This window comes from Umezawaea sp. Da 62-37, from assembly GCF_032460545.1.
Classification (GTDB): Bacteria; Actinomycetota; Actinomycetes; order Mycobacteriales; family Pseudonocardiaceae; genus Umezawaea.
Genome location: NZ_CP135965.1, coordinates 6,424,228 through 6,439,290, shown reverse-complemented (window position 1 = coordinate 6,439,290; position 15,063 = coordinate 6,424,228). Strand labels below are relative to the sequence as shown.

16 protein-coding genes and 1 riboswitch are annotated in these 15,063 nt (G+C 71.8%); of the genes, 6 read left to right on the top strand and 10 right to left on the bottom strand.

Annotated elements, in window-relative coordinates:
• Positions 1 to 8: 8 nt before the first annotated feature.
• On the bottom strand, positions 9 to 1,295 hold the full coding sequence (locus RM788_RS29760) for a sensor histidine kinase (RefSeq protein ID WP_315921182.1): 1,287 nt from the start codon (positions 1,293 to 1,295) through the stop codon (positions 9 to 11).
• Positions 1,292 to 2,032 carry a response regulator transcription factor gene (locus RM788_RS29755; RefSeq protein ID WP_315934801.1) on the bottom strand — a complete coding sequence of 247 codons (741 nt, stop codon included), beginning with the start codon at positions 2,030 to 2,032 and terminating at the stop codon, positions 1,292 to 1,294. The genes RM788_RS29760 and RM788_RS29755 overlap by 4 nt, the downstream gene beginning before the upstream one ends.
• Before the next feature lie 130 nt (positions 2,033 to 2,162).
• On the opposite strand from RM788_RS29755, the gene RM788_RS29750 reads away from it, so the two are divergent.
• Complete coding sequence (locus RM788_RS29750; RefSeq protein ID WP_315921179.1) at positions 2,163 to 3,311, top strand: LolA family protein; 1,149 nt, start codon at positions 2,163 to 2,165, stop codon at positions 3,309 to 3,311.
• A gap of 90 nt (positions 3,312 to 3,401) precedes the next feature.
• On the opposite strand, the gene RM788_RS29745 is transcribed toward RM788_RS29750, so the two are convergent.
• Together RM788_RS29745 and RM788_RS29740 are read right to left on the bottom strand one after the other, a co-directional pair.
• Complete coding sequence (locus RM788_RS29745; RefSeq protein WP_315921177.1) at positions 3,402 to 4,031, bottom strand: zinc ribbon domain-containing protein; 630 nt, start codon at positions 4,029 to 4,031, stop codon at positions 3,402 to 3,404.
• A gap of 174 nt (positions 4,032 to 4,205) precedes the next feature.
• A complete protein-coding gene (locus tag RM788_RS29740) occupies positions 4,206 to 4,394 on the bottom strand; it encodes a hypothetical protein (RefSeq protein WP_315921175.1) in 189 nt (62 codons plus the stop codon).
• A gap of 203 nt (positions 4,395 to 4,597) precedes the next feature.
• On the opposite strand from RM788_RS29740, the gene RM788_RS29735 reads away from it, so the two are divergent.
• Together RM788_RS29735 and RM788_RS29730 are read left to right on the top strand one after the other, a co-directional pair.
• Entirely contained in the window at positions 4,598 to 5,605 is a 1,008-nt protein-coding gene (locus tag RM788_RS29735; protein WP_315921173.1) for an ABC transporter ATP-binding protein, read from the top strand.
• Complete coding sequence (locus tag RM788_RS29730; RefSeq protein ID WP_315921171.1) at positions 5,602 to 6,438, top strand: ABC transporter permease; 837 nt, start codon at positions 5,602 to 5,604, stop codon at positions 6,436 to 6,438. Before RM788_RS29735 ends, RM788_RS29730 begins: the two co-directional genes overlap by 4 nt.
• Here RM788_RS29730 and RM788_RS29725 read toward each other — a convergent pair.
• From RM788_RS29725 to RM788_RS29710, 4 genes are all read right to left on the bottom strand, one after another.
• Positions 6,422 to 6,700 (bottom strand): hypothetical protein, encoded by a 279-nt coding sequence (locus RM788_RS29725; RefSeq protein ID WP_315921169.1) that lies wholly within the window; start codon positions 6,698 to 6,700, stop codon positions 6,422 to 6,424. The two genes, RM788_RS29730 and RM788_RS29725, sit on opposite strands and share 17 nt — an antisense overlap.
• Positions 6,701 to 6,983: 283 nt before the next feature.
• Positions 6,984 to 7,964, bottom strand: a complete 981-nt coding sequence (locus RM788_RS29720; RefSeq protein WP_315921167.1) for an ABC transporter ATP-binding protein — start codon at positions 7,962 to 7,964, stop codon at positions 6,984 to 6,986.
• The gene (locus tag RM788_RS29715; RefSeq protein ID WP_399340453.1) at positions 7,964 to 9,580 is read right to left on the bottom strand and encodes an ABC transporter permease; all 1,617 of its coding nucleotides are present in this window, start codon (positions 9,578 to 9,580) and stop codon (positions 7,964 to 7,966) included. The genes RM788_RS29720 and RM788_RS29715 overlap by 1 nt, the downstream gene beginning before the upstream one ends.
• On the bottom strand, positions 9,556 to 10,605 hold the full coding sequence (locus tag RM788_RS29710; protein WP_315921165.1) for a thiamine ABC transporter substrate-binding protein: 1,050 nt from the start codon (positions 10,603 to 10,605) through the stop codon (positions 9,556 to 9,558). Before RM788_RS29710 ends, RM788_RS29715 begins: the two co-directional genes overlap by 25 nt.
• A riboswitch (TPP riboswitch) is annotated at positions 10,595 to 10,709 on the bottom strand. (Overlaps the previous gene by 11 nt.)
• 32 nt (positions 10,710 to 10,741) lie before the next feature.
• Here RM788_RS29710 and RM788_RS29705 point away from each other — a divergent pair.
• The gene (locus RM788_RS29705) at positions 10,742 to 11,035 is read left to right on the top strand and encodes a 4a-hydroxytetrahydrobiopterin dehydratase (RefSeq protein ID WP_315921163.1); all 294 of its coding nucleotides are present in this window, start codon (positions 10,742 to 10,744) and stop codon (positions 11,033 to 11,035) included.
• Between the two features lie 138 nt (positions 11,036 to 11,173).
• Positions 11,174 to 12,205 carry a glycoside hydrolase family 88 protein gene (locus RM788_RS29700; RefSeq protein WP_315921161.1) on the top strand — a complete coding sequence of 344 codons (1,032 nt, stop codon included), beginning with the start codon at positions 11,174 to 11,176 and terminating at the stop codon, positions 12,203 to 12,205.
• Here the strand turns inward: RM788_RS29700 and RM788_RS29695 are convergent.
• Complete coding sequence (locus tag RM788_RS29695; RefSeq protein ID WP_315921159.1) at positions 12,162 to 13,397, bottom strand: mannosyltransferase; 1,236 nt, start codon at positions 13,395 to 13,397, stop codon at positions 12,162 to 12,164. The two genes, RM788_RS29700 and RM788_RS29695, sit on opposite strands and share 44 nt — an antisense overlap.
• A 281-nt stretch (positions 13,398 to 13,678) precedes the next feature.
• Positions 13,679 to 14,320 (bottom strand): DUF6218 family protein, encoded by a 642-nt coding sequence (locus RM788_RS29690; RefSeq protein WP_315921157.1) that lies wholly within the window; start codon positions 14,318 to 14,320, stop codon positions 13,679 to 13,681.
• A 94-nt stretch (positions 14,321 to 14,414) separates the two neighbouring features.
• Here RM788_RS29690 and RM788_RS29685 point away from each other — a divergent pair, with 94 nt between their 5' ends.
• On the top strand, positions 14,415 to 14,996 hold the full coding sequence (locus RM788_RS29685) for a Uma2 family endonuclease (protein ID WP_315921155.1): 582 nt from the start codon (positions 14,415 to 14,417) through the stop codon (positions 14,994 to 14,996).
• Positions 14,997 to 15,063: the final 67 nt, after the last annotated feature.

The window sequence follows — 15,063 nt, the reverse complement described above, 5'->3', positions numbered from 1 at the left end:
CTGTGGAATCACCGGTAAGCGGGCCAGCGGGCCTCGAAGCGCGCGCCGCCGAGGCGCGACTGGGCGACCTGCACGGTGCCCTTGCGCTGCCGGACCAGCTGGGCCACCAGCGCGAGGCCGAGGCCGAAGCCGCCGGAGGCCCGGCCGCGGTGCTCCTCGACGCGGTAGAAGCGGTCGAAGATCCGCGACCAGTGCTCGGGCGGGATGCCGTGGCCGTCGTCCTCCACGATCAGCCGGATCTCGCCGGGGGCGGGCAGCACCGAGATGCGGAGGAGTCCGGTGGCGTAGCGGACGGCGTTGCGGACGAGGTTGTCGACGACCAGTTCGACCTCGGCGCGGGTCGCGGACACCATGCACGCGCTCGACGGGGCGGCGACCTGCACCAGCAGGTCGGCCGACGGCATCCGGTCGACGATCGCGTGCACCTGGAGCACCAGGTCGACGGGTTCGGCGCGGGGCAGTTCGCCGCTGTCCGCGCGGGCCAGGATGAGCAGGGCGTCGACCAGCGAGGAGAGGCGTTCGGACTCCTCGACGACCGATTCCAGCACCTCCAGCGAGAACTCCGGGTCCGGGTGGGCGACGGCGACCTCGGCTTGCGCGCGCACCGACGTGATGGGCGAGCGGAGTTCGTGCGCGGCGTCGCCGGTGAACCGGCGCAGCCGTTCGGTGGCCTCGTCGCGCCGGGCGAGCAGGCCGTTCAACGCCTCCGCGAGCGCCTGCAACTCGTCCTGCGACTCGGGCACCGGCAGTCGTTGACCACGGGGCAACTCGGCGGCGGCCACGCGCATCCGCTCGACGGGGCGCAGCGAGGACCGGACGGACAGCCAGGTCGCGATGCCGACCAGCAGCGCGACCAGCGCGGTGGCCACGGCGAGCCAGCGGGTGCCCAGGTCGTTCGCGCCGTTGTAGCCGATGAGCGTGTCACCGGCGGCGATGAGCCGGGGCGTGCCGTCGGGGGCGGTGTCGACGCGGCCGATCCAGCGCGTGGCGCTCACGCCGTCCTCGCGCAGCACCGCCCGCCCGGCCTTCAGGGTCCGCACCTCGGCCGGGGTCAGGTCGGGCGCGGGCAGCCCGTCGAGCGGGGACCCGGCGGCGTCCAGCAGCCGCACCCCCGGACCGCTGCCGACCGCGACTGCCCTGGTGAGCTGCGCGTCGACGGCGCTGATCTGCACGCGCGCGATGAGGCTCGGCGCCAGGCTGGTCAGCGCCATCAGGCACAGCCACGCGACGCCGGTGGCCACCACGGTGATCCGGAACCGCAGCGTGCGCCGGAACCACCACCGCCTCGGGTTCACCTACGGGCCGCCCGCTGCACGGTCGCGCCGAGCGCCGCGTCGAGGTCGGCGGTGGAGGCGAGGTAGCCGTGGCCGCGGACGGTGCGGACGACCTCGCCCGCCCCCATCGCGTCGAGCTTGCGCCGCAGGTAGCCGACGTAGACCTCGACGGCGTTGCGGGTGGCGGCCTGCTCGTCGCCCCACACGGCGCGCAGCAGTTCGTCCTTCGTGACCACCGAGCCCGCGCGGCCGGCCAGCACGTCGAGCACCGCGTACTCGCGGGGGCTCAGCGACACCGGCGCGCCAGCCCAGGTGACCTCGCGCAGCCCCCGGTCGACGACGAGTTCGCCCAGCTTGAGCCTGCGGCGGGAGTTGCCGCCGGAGTTGCGCCGCAGCAGCGCGCGGACCTGGGCGACCAGCACCACGAACGAGAACGGCTTGACCAGGTAGCCGTCGGCGCCGAGGTCGAGCCCGTCCGCCTGGTCGACCTCGCCGTCCTTGGCCGACACCATCAGCACGGGGGTGCGCACGCCCTCGGCGCGCATGCGCTGGAGAACGCGGTAGCCGGACAGGCCGGGCAGCATGATGTCGAGCAGCACGACGTCGAACGCGCCGGTCAGCGCCACGCGCAGGGCGTTCGGGCCGTCCGCGGCCGTCACGACCTCCATGCCCTCCGCCGACAGCCCCCGCTCCAACGCACGCCGCACACCGATCTCGTCGTCGACAACCAGCACCCGTGGTCTCACGTGGCCCAGCATGACGGTTCGGGGGGACACTCGGTTCCGGATCTCAGCGGTCTCTCAGGCTCTCAGCGCGATCTCAGTTCCATCCGGGCACTGTCTGAGGTGTCGGACGGCACAGGGCCGACCGGCATGTGGAGGAGGGGACATGAACAGGAGAAAGGTGACCGTGGCCGTGGCCGTGGCGGCGGCCGGAGTCGTCGCCGGGGTAGCGGGTCTGGGGGTGCTGGCGATGCCCGCCGGCGCCGGGCCCGCCCCCGAGCTGCCGCAGGTCGACGCGCAGTCCCTGGTCGAGTCCGTCCTGACGGCCAAGCCCGCGGCGTTCGGCGGCACGGTCGACGTGAACAACAGCCTCGGCATCCCCACCATCGCGGGCATCCCGCAGCTCACCGACGGCGCCAGCCAGATCCGCATGTGGACCGATGGTCAAGGCCGGGCGCGGGTGTCGATGCCGAGCGGCAACTCGGAGCGCACCATCGTGGACGACGGCGAGACGCTCTGGACGTGGAACTCGGAGACGCAGACCGTCACCAAGTCCCCGCACGGCGCCGTCGAGCCGGACGCGAAGCCCGAACTGGGGCTGGGGCTCGGCCAGGACGGCAAGCCGCTCGACCCGCTGTCGCTGGCGCGCGACGTCGTGGGCGAGATCGAGAAGACCAGCACCGTGAGCGTCGACGGCACGGCCCGCGTGGCCAACCGGTCGGCCTACGAGCTGGTGTTCACGCCCAAGCCCACCGAGCGGACGGTGCTGCGCGAGGTGCGCATCGCGGTCGACTCGGAGCTGCGGATGCCGCTGCGGGTGGCCGTGCTGACCAACGGCACCGACGAGGCGGCCGTGCAGGTCGGGTTCTCCGAGATCACCGTCGGCGCCCAGGACGCGGGTCTGTTCCAGTTCACCCCGTCCGCCAGTGCCAAGGTCGAGGACAAGAAGCTCGAGGAGCCGTCCGACCAGGACAAGGCCGAGGCGGAGAAGGTGCTCGGCCAGGTGGCGCCGCAGGTCGTCGGCGACGGCTGGGACAGCGTGATCGTCGCGAAGATCCCGTCCGACCAGTTCGGCGGCCTCCAGGCTCCCGCCGACGAGCCCGGCAAGTCCGACCGGCCCCGTCGCGGCGGTGCCGACCAGCTCGACCCGCAGGCCCTGCTCAAGCAACTGGGCAAGCAGGTCAGCGGCTCGTGGGGCAGTGGGACGCTGATCAGCAGCAAGATCGGCAACGTGCTGCTGGCCGACGACGGCCGTGTCGCGTTGGGCGCCGTGCCGGAGCAGGTGCTCACCGAGGCGATCGGCCAGGTCAAGTGACCACCGCGACCAGCGCGCGCTAGTCGCTCGGGACTCCCTGGGCTCGGCGCGCGCCGAGCCCGGGGAGGTTCCTGCTCCGTCCACCACTGCTCACCCGAAGGGAGGTCCGACATGGTGTCCACAGGCGTTTCGCCTCTCCACCCACCCGGCGGCGATGATGCTCTGCGCGGCGCCTTCCTCCCGGTCGTGGACCGCGCCGCACCCTTCGCGGGTCCGGATGTGCGGCGGCCGTCGTCCAGCCGGGTGCCCGCGGTCGGTGCGGAGCCTGCTGCTCCGGTACCAGCGGTCAATCCGGTGCAGGGTCCGACCGTGGAACTCGGCCTTCCGGGCCCGTGTTCGGGCCAACCGCGCCCAACCGGCATCGCCGACGGCTCGGGCGACCTCGCGGTCGCGCCGCAGCCCGGTGACGTTCGGGTCAAGAGCCGTCATGTGCGGGTGGTCGAAGCGCGAGCGCACGATCTTCCCGTGCCGGAGGGCGACCTTTCCGCGAGTCTTCGCGCGAGGGCGGCTCCCCGGCGAATGCCGCGCCTTCTCCCGCTCCGGCCGCCGCGGCCTGCGCAACCAGGGCTTCAGGGAACACGGGTCGCCGATCGAGGTGGTGCGAGGCCGGGTGCCACCATCCACGGCCACAGTGGCGAACGCGGTCGAACCGAGGTCGATCCCGGTCTCCTGCGCGACGCGGGGCAACGGCTCGGCCTCGCGCTCGACCACGAACGACACGCGGAACCCACCACCAGGACCTCTGGTGATCGGCACCGAGCCGGGTTCGGATGGAAGGGCACGGGACCGGCGCACGCGCACGTCGCCGAACTTCGCCGAGGACAACGACCCGTCGGCACGGAGTCCACACCTGTTGCGCGTGGGCCTGGACGACCAGCGGGTGTCCTTCTTGGACTAGAACCCCGGTTTCCCCGCGCGTACGCCCTTGCGCCCACCCACCTCGTCGAAGAAGTCGCGGTACGCCCGGTGGCGGTCGCGAACCGCCTGGATCAAGGCATCAGCGCCGACCTCGGCCGACCACTCGCGTGGAACAGTCCTCCCGGCCAGGACGATCACCTTGGCCTGGACCGCCACGTCGAGCACCCGTCCACCACCACCCCGAAGAGACCACCTCACGCTGATCGCGTCGGTGAACACCACGCGACGGCATCCGCACCGCCTCGCCAACGCTTCACGCCGAGCCGTGGTCGGCTCGACGCGATGGCGGTAGCGGGCACACAGGGAACGGACCACAACGAGATGCACCGACAGGAACGGAAGCCGCGTCCCCGCAGGGAGGTGCTGAAGTGACCACTTCGACCAGCGCGCGGGTGGAGTCGGCCTCGGCGGGCTCCACCCCGGTCCTCGCCGCCCGCACGCGGGGACTGCGCAAGACGTACGGGAGCACGGTCGCGGTCGACCGGGTCGACCTCGACCTGCCCGAGGGCGCCGTGATGGGCATGCTCGGGCCGAACGGGTCCGGGAAGACGACGACCATCCGGATGCTGCTGGGGCTGGTGCGGCCGACGGAGGGCGAGGTCGAGCTGCTCGGCAGGCCGTTGCCGGACGGGGCAGCGGAGTCGTTGCCGCACGTCGGTGCACTGGTCGAGGGGCCGGGGTTCCACCCGTTCCTGTCGGGGCGGGAGAACCTCCGGCGCAACGCGGCGTTCGAGCCGCTGCTGGCGACCGGGTCGATCAAGCAGGCGGTGGAGGACGCGCTGGAGCGCGTCGGCCTCGCGCAGGCCGCGCACCGGCGGTACCGGGGGTACTCGCTGGGCATGAAGCAGCGGTTGGGGCTGGCCGCGGCCCTGCTGGTGCCGCGCAAGCTGATCGTGCTCGACGAGCCGACCAACGGCCTCGACCCGGCGGGCACCCGCGAGGTGCGCAAGGTCGTGCACGACCTGCACACCGCGGGCAGCACGGTGCTGGTGTCGTCGCACCTGCTCAGCGAGATCGAGGCGATCTGCACGCACGTCGCCGTGCTGCACCGGGGAACCGTGGTGGCGCAGGGGGAACTGGCCGAGCTGCTGCGGGCCGACAGCTCCGCGCTCCAGGTGACGACGTCCGATGTGGACAGCGCGCTGAACGCGCTGCGCGCCGCCCGCATCTCGGCCCGTCCCTCCGACGAGGGCGTGCGGGTCGAGCTGATCGGCACGACCGCGCCCGTCGTGTTCCGGACGCTGGTGGAGGCGGGCGTCGAGATCCAGGAGGCGACCCGCACCCGCACCGGGCTGGAAGACCTGTTCGCCCGGCTCACCGAGGCCGGGGAGTCCGACCACCTGTCCACTGTGGACACCATCGAGAGGGCACGATGACCGCCGCGGTCGCCACGCGCGCTCCGTTGACCAGGCAGTTGCGATCGGAGTTGCGCTGGATCCTGCGCCGCCCGCGCACCGTGATCGGCCTCGGGTTGCTGTGCGTCGTACCCGTCCTGGCCGGGATCGGGCTCTGGTTCGCGGTCGACAACACCGACGGCCCCGCCGGTCCCGGTCTCGCCGCGATCATCTCCGGCAACGGTCTGGTGCTGCCGATCTTCACGCTGTTCCTGTCGCTGCCGCTGCTGCTGCCGCTGGTCGGCGCGATCTGGGCGGCCGACGGCCTGGCGGGCGAGGCCAACAGCGGCACGCTGCGCGGCCTGATGGTCGCGCCGGTCGGCCGGGTCCGGCTGCTCGGCGTCAAGGCGTTCGGCATCGCCGCGATGTCGCTGTTCGCGGTGACGCTGATGGCGTTCGTCGGCACGATCACCGGCATCGCGCTGTTCGGCATGAACGGGATGCTCACGATCTCCGGCACCACGCTGTCCGTCGGCGCGGCCCTCGGCCGAATCGTGCTGACCATCCTGCTGGTGACGTTCCAGATGTGGGCCGTGGCCGCCGTGGCGCTGTCCATCTCGGCGTGCACCGAACACCCCCTGGTCGTCATGGCCGCGACCATGGCCGGACTCATCGTGTTCGCCGTGCTCGGCGCGTTCAGCTCCCTGGACTGGCTCCAGCCCTACCTGATCACCTCGGCGTGGGACGGACTGGCGGACGTCATGCGCGACCCGATGCCCACCGCGGAACTGTGGAACAGCACCGGCCTGGCCGCCTGCTACCTGGTGATCGGCCTGTCACTCGCCGCCATCCGACTGGTCACCAAGGACGGCTAGCCGCATCGGACAACGTTCGCCCTGTCGACGACTGCACGTAGGTGCTCGTCCTGAATTCCAGGAGCCTCGTCCGGTTCTCGGTCTTCTTGACGTGGCCGTAGAGCTTGTCGCAGGCCAGGTCGTAGGCGGCGAACAGGTGCGGGACCCCGTGCGGGCGGGTGCAGGTCGCCCGCCGCCGGGGTCTGGGCCCGCGATCGGCCCATTGTCGGCCGGGGTGCGGTTGGAGGTTGAGCGGCCCGAACTCGTCCAGGCAGAACACCACCTCCGGATCGTCCGGCTCGGGCGCGATTTAGCGGTCGGCGATCGCTTACAGGTGTTCCACCCGCGCCTTCGTAGCCGTGTAGTCCGGGTCGCGGGAGGTCTTCCAGGTCTTCACGCGGGCAATGTGAACGTCCTGGGCCGGCCACCGGAGGCCCCACCAACGCGCCCTGACCGAACTCGGACGACTCCACCTGGCCTACACCGAGATCCGTCACGAGAAGACCAAGGACACCGCCAGCGGCTTCTGGACCAGGTGCCTACCACCCGCCGGCCGCGTTCCCGACCTAACCGGGCAACACGGCCAGCCCGTCGGAGTCCACCGACAGCCGCACCCGGTCACCGAGCGCGGGTGGTTCGGCGATCGGGGCGACGGCCTCGAACTCCTCGCCCCGCACGACCACGAGCAGCCGCACGTGGTCGCGGCGGTGCACCCGCTCCGCGACCACTCCCTCCAACGGCCCCGAAGCGTCCACGCGCAGCGCCGTCGAGCGCAGGCCGACCCGGCCCGGCACGGTGATGCCGAGCAGGTCGAGGGCGACGTCGGCGGGCAGGACGCGGTTGCACCCCAGGAACTTCGCGGTCTCCACGTCGACCGGCGACCGCCACACCTCGGTGGGCGGGCCGACCTGCCGGATTCGTCCCGTGCGCATCACGGCGACCCGGTCGGCGAGGGTGAACGCCTCGTCGTGGTCGTGCGTGACGACCAGCGCGGTGGCGCCTGCCTCCCGCAGCAGCCGGGCCAGGTCGACCGCGAGCTGCTCGCGCAGCGCCCGGTCCAGCGCGGACAGCGGCTCGTCGAGCAGCAGCAACCGGGGCCGGGGCGCCAGCGCCCTCGCCAGCGCGACCCGCTGCTGCTCGCCGCCGGACAGCTCGGTGACCTTGCGCTTCTGGTAGCCGCCCAGGCCGACCAGTTCCAGCAGTTCGGCGACGCGCTTGTGCCGCGCCTCGGCCTCCACGCCGTGCATCCTCATGCCGAACGCCACGTTGCCCGCTACGTCGCGGTGCGGGAACAGCTGCCCGTCCTGGAACACCAGCCCGAACCCCCTGCGGTGCACCGGGACGCCCGCCAGGTCCTCGTCGTCCCACCGGACGGTGCCCGCGCTGGGCCGTTCCAGGCCCGCGACCGCGCGCAGCAGAGTCGACTTGCCGCAGCCGGACGGGCCGAGCAGCGCGACGACCTCCCCGTCGTCGACGGTCAGGTCGACCCCGGACACGGCTGTGACGGCGCCGTAGCGGACGTCGACCCCGTCGATCAGCAACGACATCAGAACTCCCCACCACTGGGCACGCGCAGCCGTTCGATCAGCAGCACCGCGGCGACCGTCACGACCATCAGCAGCGCGCACGCCGCATAGGCCATCTGGCTGTTGAGCTGTCCCGGCCGCGACATCAGCCGGGCGATCACGATCGGCAGCGTCGGCGAGTCGGGACGGGCCAGGAAGCTGGTGGCGCCGAACTCGCCCAGCGCCACCACGAACCCGAACCCGGCGGCGGCGAGCAGGGACCGGCCCGCGAGCGGCAGGTCGACCTCGCGCCACACCCGCCACGGGCTCGCGCCGAGCGTCGCGGCGGCCTGCCGCAGCCGTTCGTCGACCGCGCGCAGCACCGGCAGCACCATCCGCACGATCAGCGGCGTGACCACGAGCGCCTGCGCCAGCGGCACCAGCGCGGGTGAGGTGCGCAGGTCGCCGGGCAGGGCGTCCATGGTGATCAGGTAGCCGAAGCCGACCGTCACCGCGGACACGCCGAGCGGCAGCATCAGCGCGGTGTCCAGCACCTCGCCGACACCGCGGGGCGCCCGGCCGCGGCGCAGCCCGATCAGCACGACCGCGGAGAACACGCCGATGAACAGCGCCAACAGCGTCGCGTCGGTCGCCGCGCGCAGCGAGTTCACCGCCGCGTCGACCCCGGACACGGCGAGCGTTCCGCGCTCCCCCGTGCCGGACAGCGCCCGGTAGCCCGCGAGGCTCCAACCGTCCACAGTGGACAGCGAGCGCAGGACCAGGCCGACCACCGGGACGAGCAGCGTGAGCACCACGGCGAACGCGACGCCGACCACCCCCCACTCGCCGCCGGTCGGCCTGCGCACCACCTCGGCGTTGCCGCGCAACGACAGCGCGGTCTCGCGCCTGCGCCGGGCCAGCCCGCCCAGCAGCAGCACCGCGAGCACCGCGGCGAACTGGAGCAGCGACAGCGCGGCCGCGCCGGACAGGTCGAACAGCTCCACCGTGCGCAGGTAGATCTCGGTCTCCAACGTCCGGTGGCGCGCCCCGCCGAGCACCAGCACCACGCCGAAACTGGTGGCGCAGAACAGGAACACCACCGACGCCGCCGACCCGATCGCGGGCAGCAGCGCGGGCAGCACCACCGACAGGAACGCCCGCGGCCTGGACGCGCCCAGCGCGCGGGCGGCGTCCTCGGCCCGGCGGTCGGTGTGCGCCCACAGCCCGCCGACGGTCCGCGCGACCACCGCGACGTTGAAGAACGCGTTGGCCAGCACGATCGGCAGCACCCCTCCGTCGGGCCAGAGCGCCCGGAACGCCAGGCCCACCACCACGGTCGGCAGCACGAACGGCACCATCACCGCCGCGCGCACGAACCCGGTGCCCGCGACCTTGCAGCGCGCCAGCAGGAACGCCACCGGCAGCCCCGTGACCAGGGCGAGCACCGTGGACGCGGCGGCCTGACCGAGGGTGAACCCGACCAGCTCCCACGTCCCGGCGGAGGCCAGCACCGCGCCGACGCCGCCGTCGCGCAGCCCGAGGCGCACGATCGCGAGCACCGGCCAGGCGAAGAAGACGCCCAGGAACACCAGCGGCACCAATGCCGCGAACGCCCAGCCGGTGCCTTGGGGGATCAGCCCACTACTAGCGTGCGCCACTGCTGCACCCACTGCTCGCGGTTGGCGCTGACCTGGTCCGCGGGCAACGTCTGCGACGTCTTGGGCAGCGGCGCCGCCTTGGTCCACGACTCGGGCAGCCGCACGCCTTCACGCGACGGGTACACGTACATCTGCTCGGGCACGTCGGCCTGGAACTGCTCCGACAGCAGGAAGTCCAGCACCTTCCTGGCGTCCTCGGGGTTCTTCGCGCCCGCCAGCACACCCGCGTACTCGACCTGCCGGTAGCAGGTGTCGAGCAGCGCCTTGGTGCGCGGCGTGCCGTCGTCGCCGATCTCGGCCGACGGCGAGGACGCGTACGACACCACGATCGGCCGCGGACCCTTGCCCGCGGACCCGGAGAAGTCCTGGTTGTAGGCCTCCTCCCAGCCGCTGACGACCTTGACGCCGTTGGCCTTGAGCTTGGTCCAGTACTCGGACCAGCTGGTGGGGCCGTACTTGCCGATGGTGCCGAGCAGGAACGCCAGCCCCGGCGAGGAGGTGGCCGGGTCCTCGACCACCAGCATGTCCTTGTACTTCGGGTCGACCAGGTCGTCGTAGGTCTTCGGCTCCGGCACGCCCTTCGCGGCCAGCCCGGCGACGTCGACGTTGAGGCACACGTCCCCGACGTCGACGGCGTGCAGCCTGCCGCTGGAGTCGGCCTCGTAGCGCTGCGAGCCCTTGTCCGCCTCGGGGCTCCGGTACTCGGCGAACACGTCCTCGGCCAGCGCCCGCGACGCGAACGTCGAGTCGACGCCGAAGGCGATGTCGCCGATCGGGTTGGACTTGGTCAGCACCAGCTTGTTCGTCAGCGCCCCGGCGTCACCGCCGGCGAGCGGCTTGACCGTGATCCCGGTGGCGGACTTGAAGGCGTCCAGGGTCTCCTGCTTGGCGACGAACGAGTCGTGCGTCACCAGCGTGACGACGTGGTCGCCCGCGGCGGGCGCGGAACCGCCGCCGCCGCCGCTCAGGGAACACCCCGCGACGAGCGAAAGGCATGCGGACGCGAACAGAACTCGGCGAAGCATCATCTCTCCCTACACCGGCATGACCCGGATCAGGTGTGGACGGTCGAAGGCTCGCGCGCCTTCCTCTCAGCCCGGCGCAGCACCGGACTCCCGTGGTAAGCGGCAGCGTACGCGACTCGGTGGGACCATCAGGGCCATGGCCGAACTGATGACCGACGACCAGGTGACCGAAGCCCTCCGCGCGCTGCCGAGCTGGAGCGCGCAGGAGAACGCGCTGATGCGCATCGTGGAGCTGAAGAGCTTCGCGGAGGCGATCCAGGTGGTGAACCGGGTGGCCGAGATCGCCGAGAACAACGACCACCACCCGGACATCGACATCCGCTGGCGCACGCTGACGTTCCGGGTGAGCACGCACTCGAAGGGCGGCGTGACCGCGCTCGACATCGGCCTCGCCACCGAGATCGACGGCGTGGTCGAGGCGCTCGGGTAACCGGTCCGCGGTGTTCCGCGGCCTCCACGACCGGAACGAAACCGCAGCTCACGGTGGCCGTTTCGTCCCTTGCGTGATCAGCTCGCGCCCGGTTCGATGGGATCACCGCCGCCTCCGCTCCAGGAGGCACCAGTGCTGATGTCAATTCGGAGGACCGCGCTCGTCGCGGTGGGCCTGCTCGCCACCGGCCTGGCCGTCGCCCCTCCGGCGGTCGCCGACCCCGCACCCGCCGCGGGCTGCGGGGTCACCGACCTGATGGTCAAGTCGTCCACCTACTGGGTCGAGCACGACACGGACCAGGCCGCGAACAACTGGTCCAACGCGCTGTTCCACGTCGGCAACCTCGCCCAGGTCCGCACGACCGGGATCAGCAACCACAAGACGTGGCCGTGGACCGAGGCCAACCGGTGGCAGCTGCCGCTCGATCCGGCGCACCCGTTCGCCGCCGACCCGCAGGCCTCCGGCGAGGCCTACCTGGACGTGTGGTTCTTCCACCAGGAGGACCGGGTCCTCGACCCGCTGCGCGCGAACCTGGCCGCCGAGGCGGCGAGCGTCGCGCAGGGCCGCACCCGGTACTGGTCGACGCCGGACGCGCTGGCCATGTCGCTGCCGTCGTTCGTCCGGATCGGCGTGATGGATTCGGACCAGGCGCTGCTGGACGCGGCGCGGACGCTGTTCCGGGACGCGGAGCGGCGGCTGTTCGACGACTTCACCGGGCTGTGGCTCGGCAACGCGCAGGCGAACGGCTTCGCGGTGTCCGGGCTGGCCAAGGCCGTGCTCGCGCTGCCCGCCGACAGCCCGGACCGCGCCGAGTACGCGCGGACGCTGAAGAGGTCGGCGGAGTCGCTGCGGTGGCTGCAAAGGCCGGACGGCTTCTGGAACGCCGAGCTGCTGTTCGGCGGCCAGGAGTCGAGCAGCACCGCGCTGATCACCCACGCCCTGGCGGCCGGGATCAACGCGGGCGTGCTCGACCGGGACGCGTACCTGCCCGTCGTGCGGCGGGGCTGGACCGCGCTGACCACGTCGGCGTTGCGGGACAGCGGCCTGTTCGGCTACGTGCAGGCCCGCGGGTCGCACCGGCGGGCCGGCGCGGACGACAGCGCGGCGTTCGGCGTGGGTGCGTTCCTCAGCGCTGGTCAGCAGGTTGCGGCTCTGACACCGGGCTGCTGACGGGTTCGGTCTGCGGGCCCGGTTCCAGGGCCCGCAGGCCCACCGCGATCGCCACCAGCGTGAGCAGGCCGGAGGCCGGGTAGACCCAGCCGAGCAACGACTCCCACCACGGGCGCGGGATGGTCCAGATGGAGTCCTGCCAGATGAGCAGGAACGAGATCAGGAAGCTGCCGATCGACAGCACCCAGACGATCGCGGTCGCGTTGACCAGCCGGTGCCGGTTCGCCGGGCCGTAGAGCAGCCACATCAGGGCGGGCATCGCCCACACCCAGTGGTGGCTCCACGAGATCGGCGACACCAGCAGCCCGAACACCTGCACCACGACGATCGCGGCCAGCGTCTGCCGGGCCCGCAGCGCCTCGCGCAGCGCCCACACCACCAGCCCCACCGCGACGGCGACGGCCACCAGGTAGATCGGCCCGCTCTGCACGTCGTAGCCGACGGTCCGCGACAGCGCCCCGCGCAGCGACTGGTTGATCGACGAGCCGACCGGGCCGATGCGGGTAGCGTCGCCGAGCAGGTGGAACCAGTACTCGGCCGACAGCTGCGGCGCGATCAGGAACCCCAGCCCGACCGTCAGCCCGAACGCCACGACCGACCAGATCGCCGCCGCGAACCGCTTGGTGCCGAGGAAGTACACGCCGGACACCGCCGGCGTCAGCTTGATCCCCGCGGTCACCCCGACGCCGAACCCCGCCACCCACGGGCGGGAACTTGCCATGGTGGCGAGGAGCACAGCGGAAAGCAGCAGGTTGATCTGGCCGTAGTTCAGCGTGGTGCGCACCGGCTCGACCCAGATCGCCAGCGCCGTCCACAGCATCGCGCGCCGGGACAGGTGCTCGGCGTCGATCATCCTCAGCGCCGTGCGGATCAGCCAGTACAGGCAGGCCAGGCAGAGGATCTGCCAGAACCAGCGCGCCGCGCCCCACGGGATCCACGACAGCGGCACGAACACCAGCGCCGAGAACGGCGGGTAGGTGAACGGCAGCGCGAACTTGTCCGAGAACTCGCTGAGCCGCCAGTCGTACAGGAAACCCGTGAAGAGCTCCGGCGAGCCGTTCCGGTAGACCATCAGGTCGATCATGGTCATCTGCGTCTGGAACGCCACCATCGTCAACTGCCCCAACAGGGACAGCCCCAGCAGCCACGGCGCGATCGCGAGCACGCGGGCTTCCACGGCACGCGGGTTCACGCGGGGCCTCCTCGGTCGACGGTAGTTCCAGTGTGAAGTAGGTGACTGCGGGAGCAAAAACGGGGTACCCGAACGTCACTACTACCGGGAGTCAACAACCACGAGGAGAACCATGACCGCGGACATCGTGGTGGCAGTCGTCGCCGCAGTAGGGATGCTCTTCACCGCCGGAGGCGTGCTGGCGCTCGCCGCCCGAGGCCGTCACCAGCTCCACTGACAGCGACAACACCGAAGGGTCGTCCCGGACCGGGGCGGCCCTTCTGCCATTTCCGACCCTGGCGTCAGACGTTGGCGTCCGCCACCAGCTTCTCCCAGCGCTCCGGCAGCACCGACGGAGCACCGAACCGCTCGCGCATGTACTCGCGGCGTTCCAGCACCTCGACGTTCTCCTGCCACCGCAGCACCAGCCACGTGCCCAGCCTGCTGATCAGGTCGGCCTCGGGGTGCTCACCGGCCACCACGATCCGCGCCCGCCTCCGCAACTGCTCGGCCGTCTCGGGCAACGGCTCCGGCAACGCCACCAGCCACCGCAGGTCCCGCGACTCGCGGTGCTCCGCCTGGTGCTCCGCCACAGCCCCCGCGTACGCCTCCCGCGCCTCCGCGATCTCCGCCAGCGCCTCGGGAATCCCCACCACGACCCGCTCCACCGACGTGACCCCCGCCACGTCCTCCAACTCCCGCACCACTTCCAGCGCCTTGTCCGCCTCCCACGCCAGCAGCGCCCGCCCCGCGCACTCGTCCAACACCCTGCGCGCCGTCTCCGGCGTCACCATCGCGTCCCACGCCGCGGTCTCCTCCCCCAGCACGTCGACCACCCGCACCACGACCACCTCCCCGCTCCGGTGGACGACCACGTGCCCGCTCATCGGACGGCCGTCGGCGGCGCGGGCGGACAGGAGGGCGGGTGAGGTGTCGGTGACCATGCCTGTCCATCGCGCTGGTGATCGATTCGTTTCACCGCGCGGGAGGGCCGCGGCTCTCGTGGCCCGAACCCCACCGAGCCGCTACCGTCAAACCATGACCGCCTTGCCCAAGTGGATGCGCCCACCGCGCGAGGAAGGCTGGTTCGCGGAGGACTTGGACCGCCTTCCGGAAGCACCACGCCACACCGAACTGATCGACGGAGCCCTTGTCTTCATGACGTCGCCACAACGGTCCTGGCACGGCCGCCTGGTCACCGCCCTGACGACGAACCTGATGGCACAGGCACCGGATGGCGTCGAGGTGGAACGGGAGATGACGATCCGCCTGGACGCGCGCAACCGCCCCGAACCCGACATCCTGGCGACCACCGCCGCTTACGACCCCGACCGGACCTGGTACGCACCGGACGACGTGCTGCTGGTCGTCGAGGTCGTTTCGCCCGAGTCCGCGCACCGCGACCGGACGGTCAAGCTCCGCAAGTACGCCGAAGCCGGGATCCGGCACCACTGGTGCATCGAGGGCGAGGGCACGATGCCGGTGGTCCACGTCTACGAACTGGACCAGCCGACTGGGGCGTACGCCCCAGCCGGGATCTTCCGCGAAACGCTGCGGCGAACGCTGCCGTTCGAGATCGACCTCGATCTGAACGCCCTCTTCCCCAAGCGGATCGGCTGAACCCGGCGGTCACTTTCCTTGTAGAACCGCCATTTCGCAGTACGTCGATGCTGTAACGCGGAAGGCA

Excerpts from the sequence above, each read along its gene's own strand:
- RM788_RS29755 (WP_315934801.1), bottom strand. The coding sequence starts at position 2,032 with ATGCTGGGCCACGTGAGACCACGGGTGCTGGTTGTCGACGACGAGATC.
- RM788_RS29750 (WP_315921179.1), top strand. The coding sequence starts at position 2,163 with ATGAACAGGAGAAAGGTGACCGTGGCCGTGGCCGTGGCGGCGGCCGGA.
- RM788_RS29730 (WP_315921171.1), top strand. The coding sequence starts at position 5,602 with ATGACCGCCGCGGTCGCCACGCGCGCTCCGTTGACCAGGCAGTTGCGA.
- RM788_RS29720 (WP_315921167.1), bottom strand. The coding sequence starts at position 7,964 with ATGTCGTTGCTGATCGACGGGGTCGACGTCCGCTACGGCGCCGTCACA.
- RM788_RS29710 (WP_315921165.1), bottom strand. The coding sequence starts at position 10,605 with ATGCTTCGCCGAGTTCTGTTCGCGTCCGCATGCCTTTCGCTCGTCGCG.
- RM788_RS29705 (WP_315921163.1), top strand. The coding sequence starts at position 10,742 with ATGGCCGAACTGATGACCGACGACCAGGTGACCGAAGCCCTCCGCGCG.
- RM788_RS29700 (WP_315921161.1), top strand. The coding sequence starts at position 11,174 with ATGTCAATTCGGAGGACCGCGCTCGTCGCGGTGGGCCTGCTCGCCACC.
- RM788_RS29690 (WP_315921157.1), bottom strand. The coding sequence starts at position 14,320 with ATGGTCACCGACACCTCACCCGCCCTCCTGTCCGCCCGCGCCGCCGAC.
- RM788_RS29685 (WP_315921155.1), top strand. The coding sequence starts at position 14,415 with ATGACCGCCTTGCCCAAGTGGATGCGCCCACCGCGCGAGGAAGGCTGG.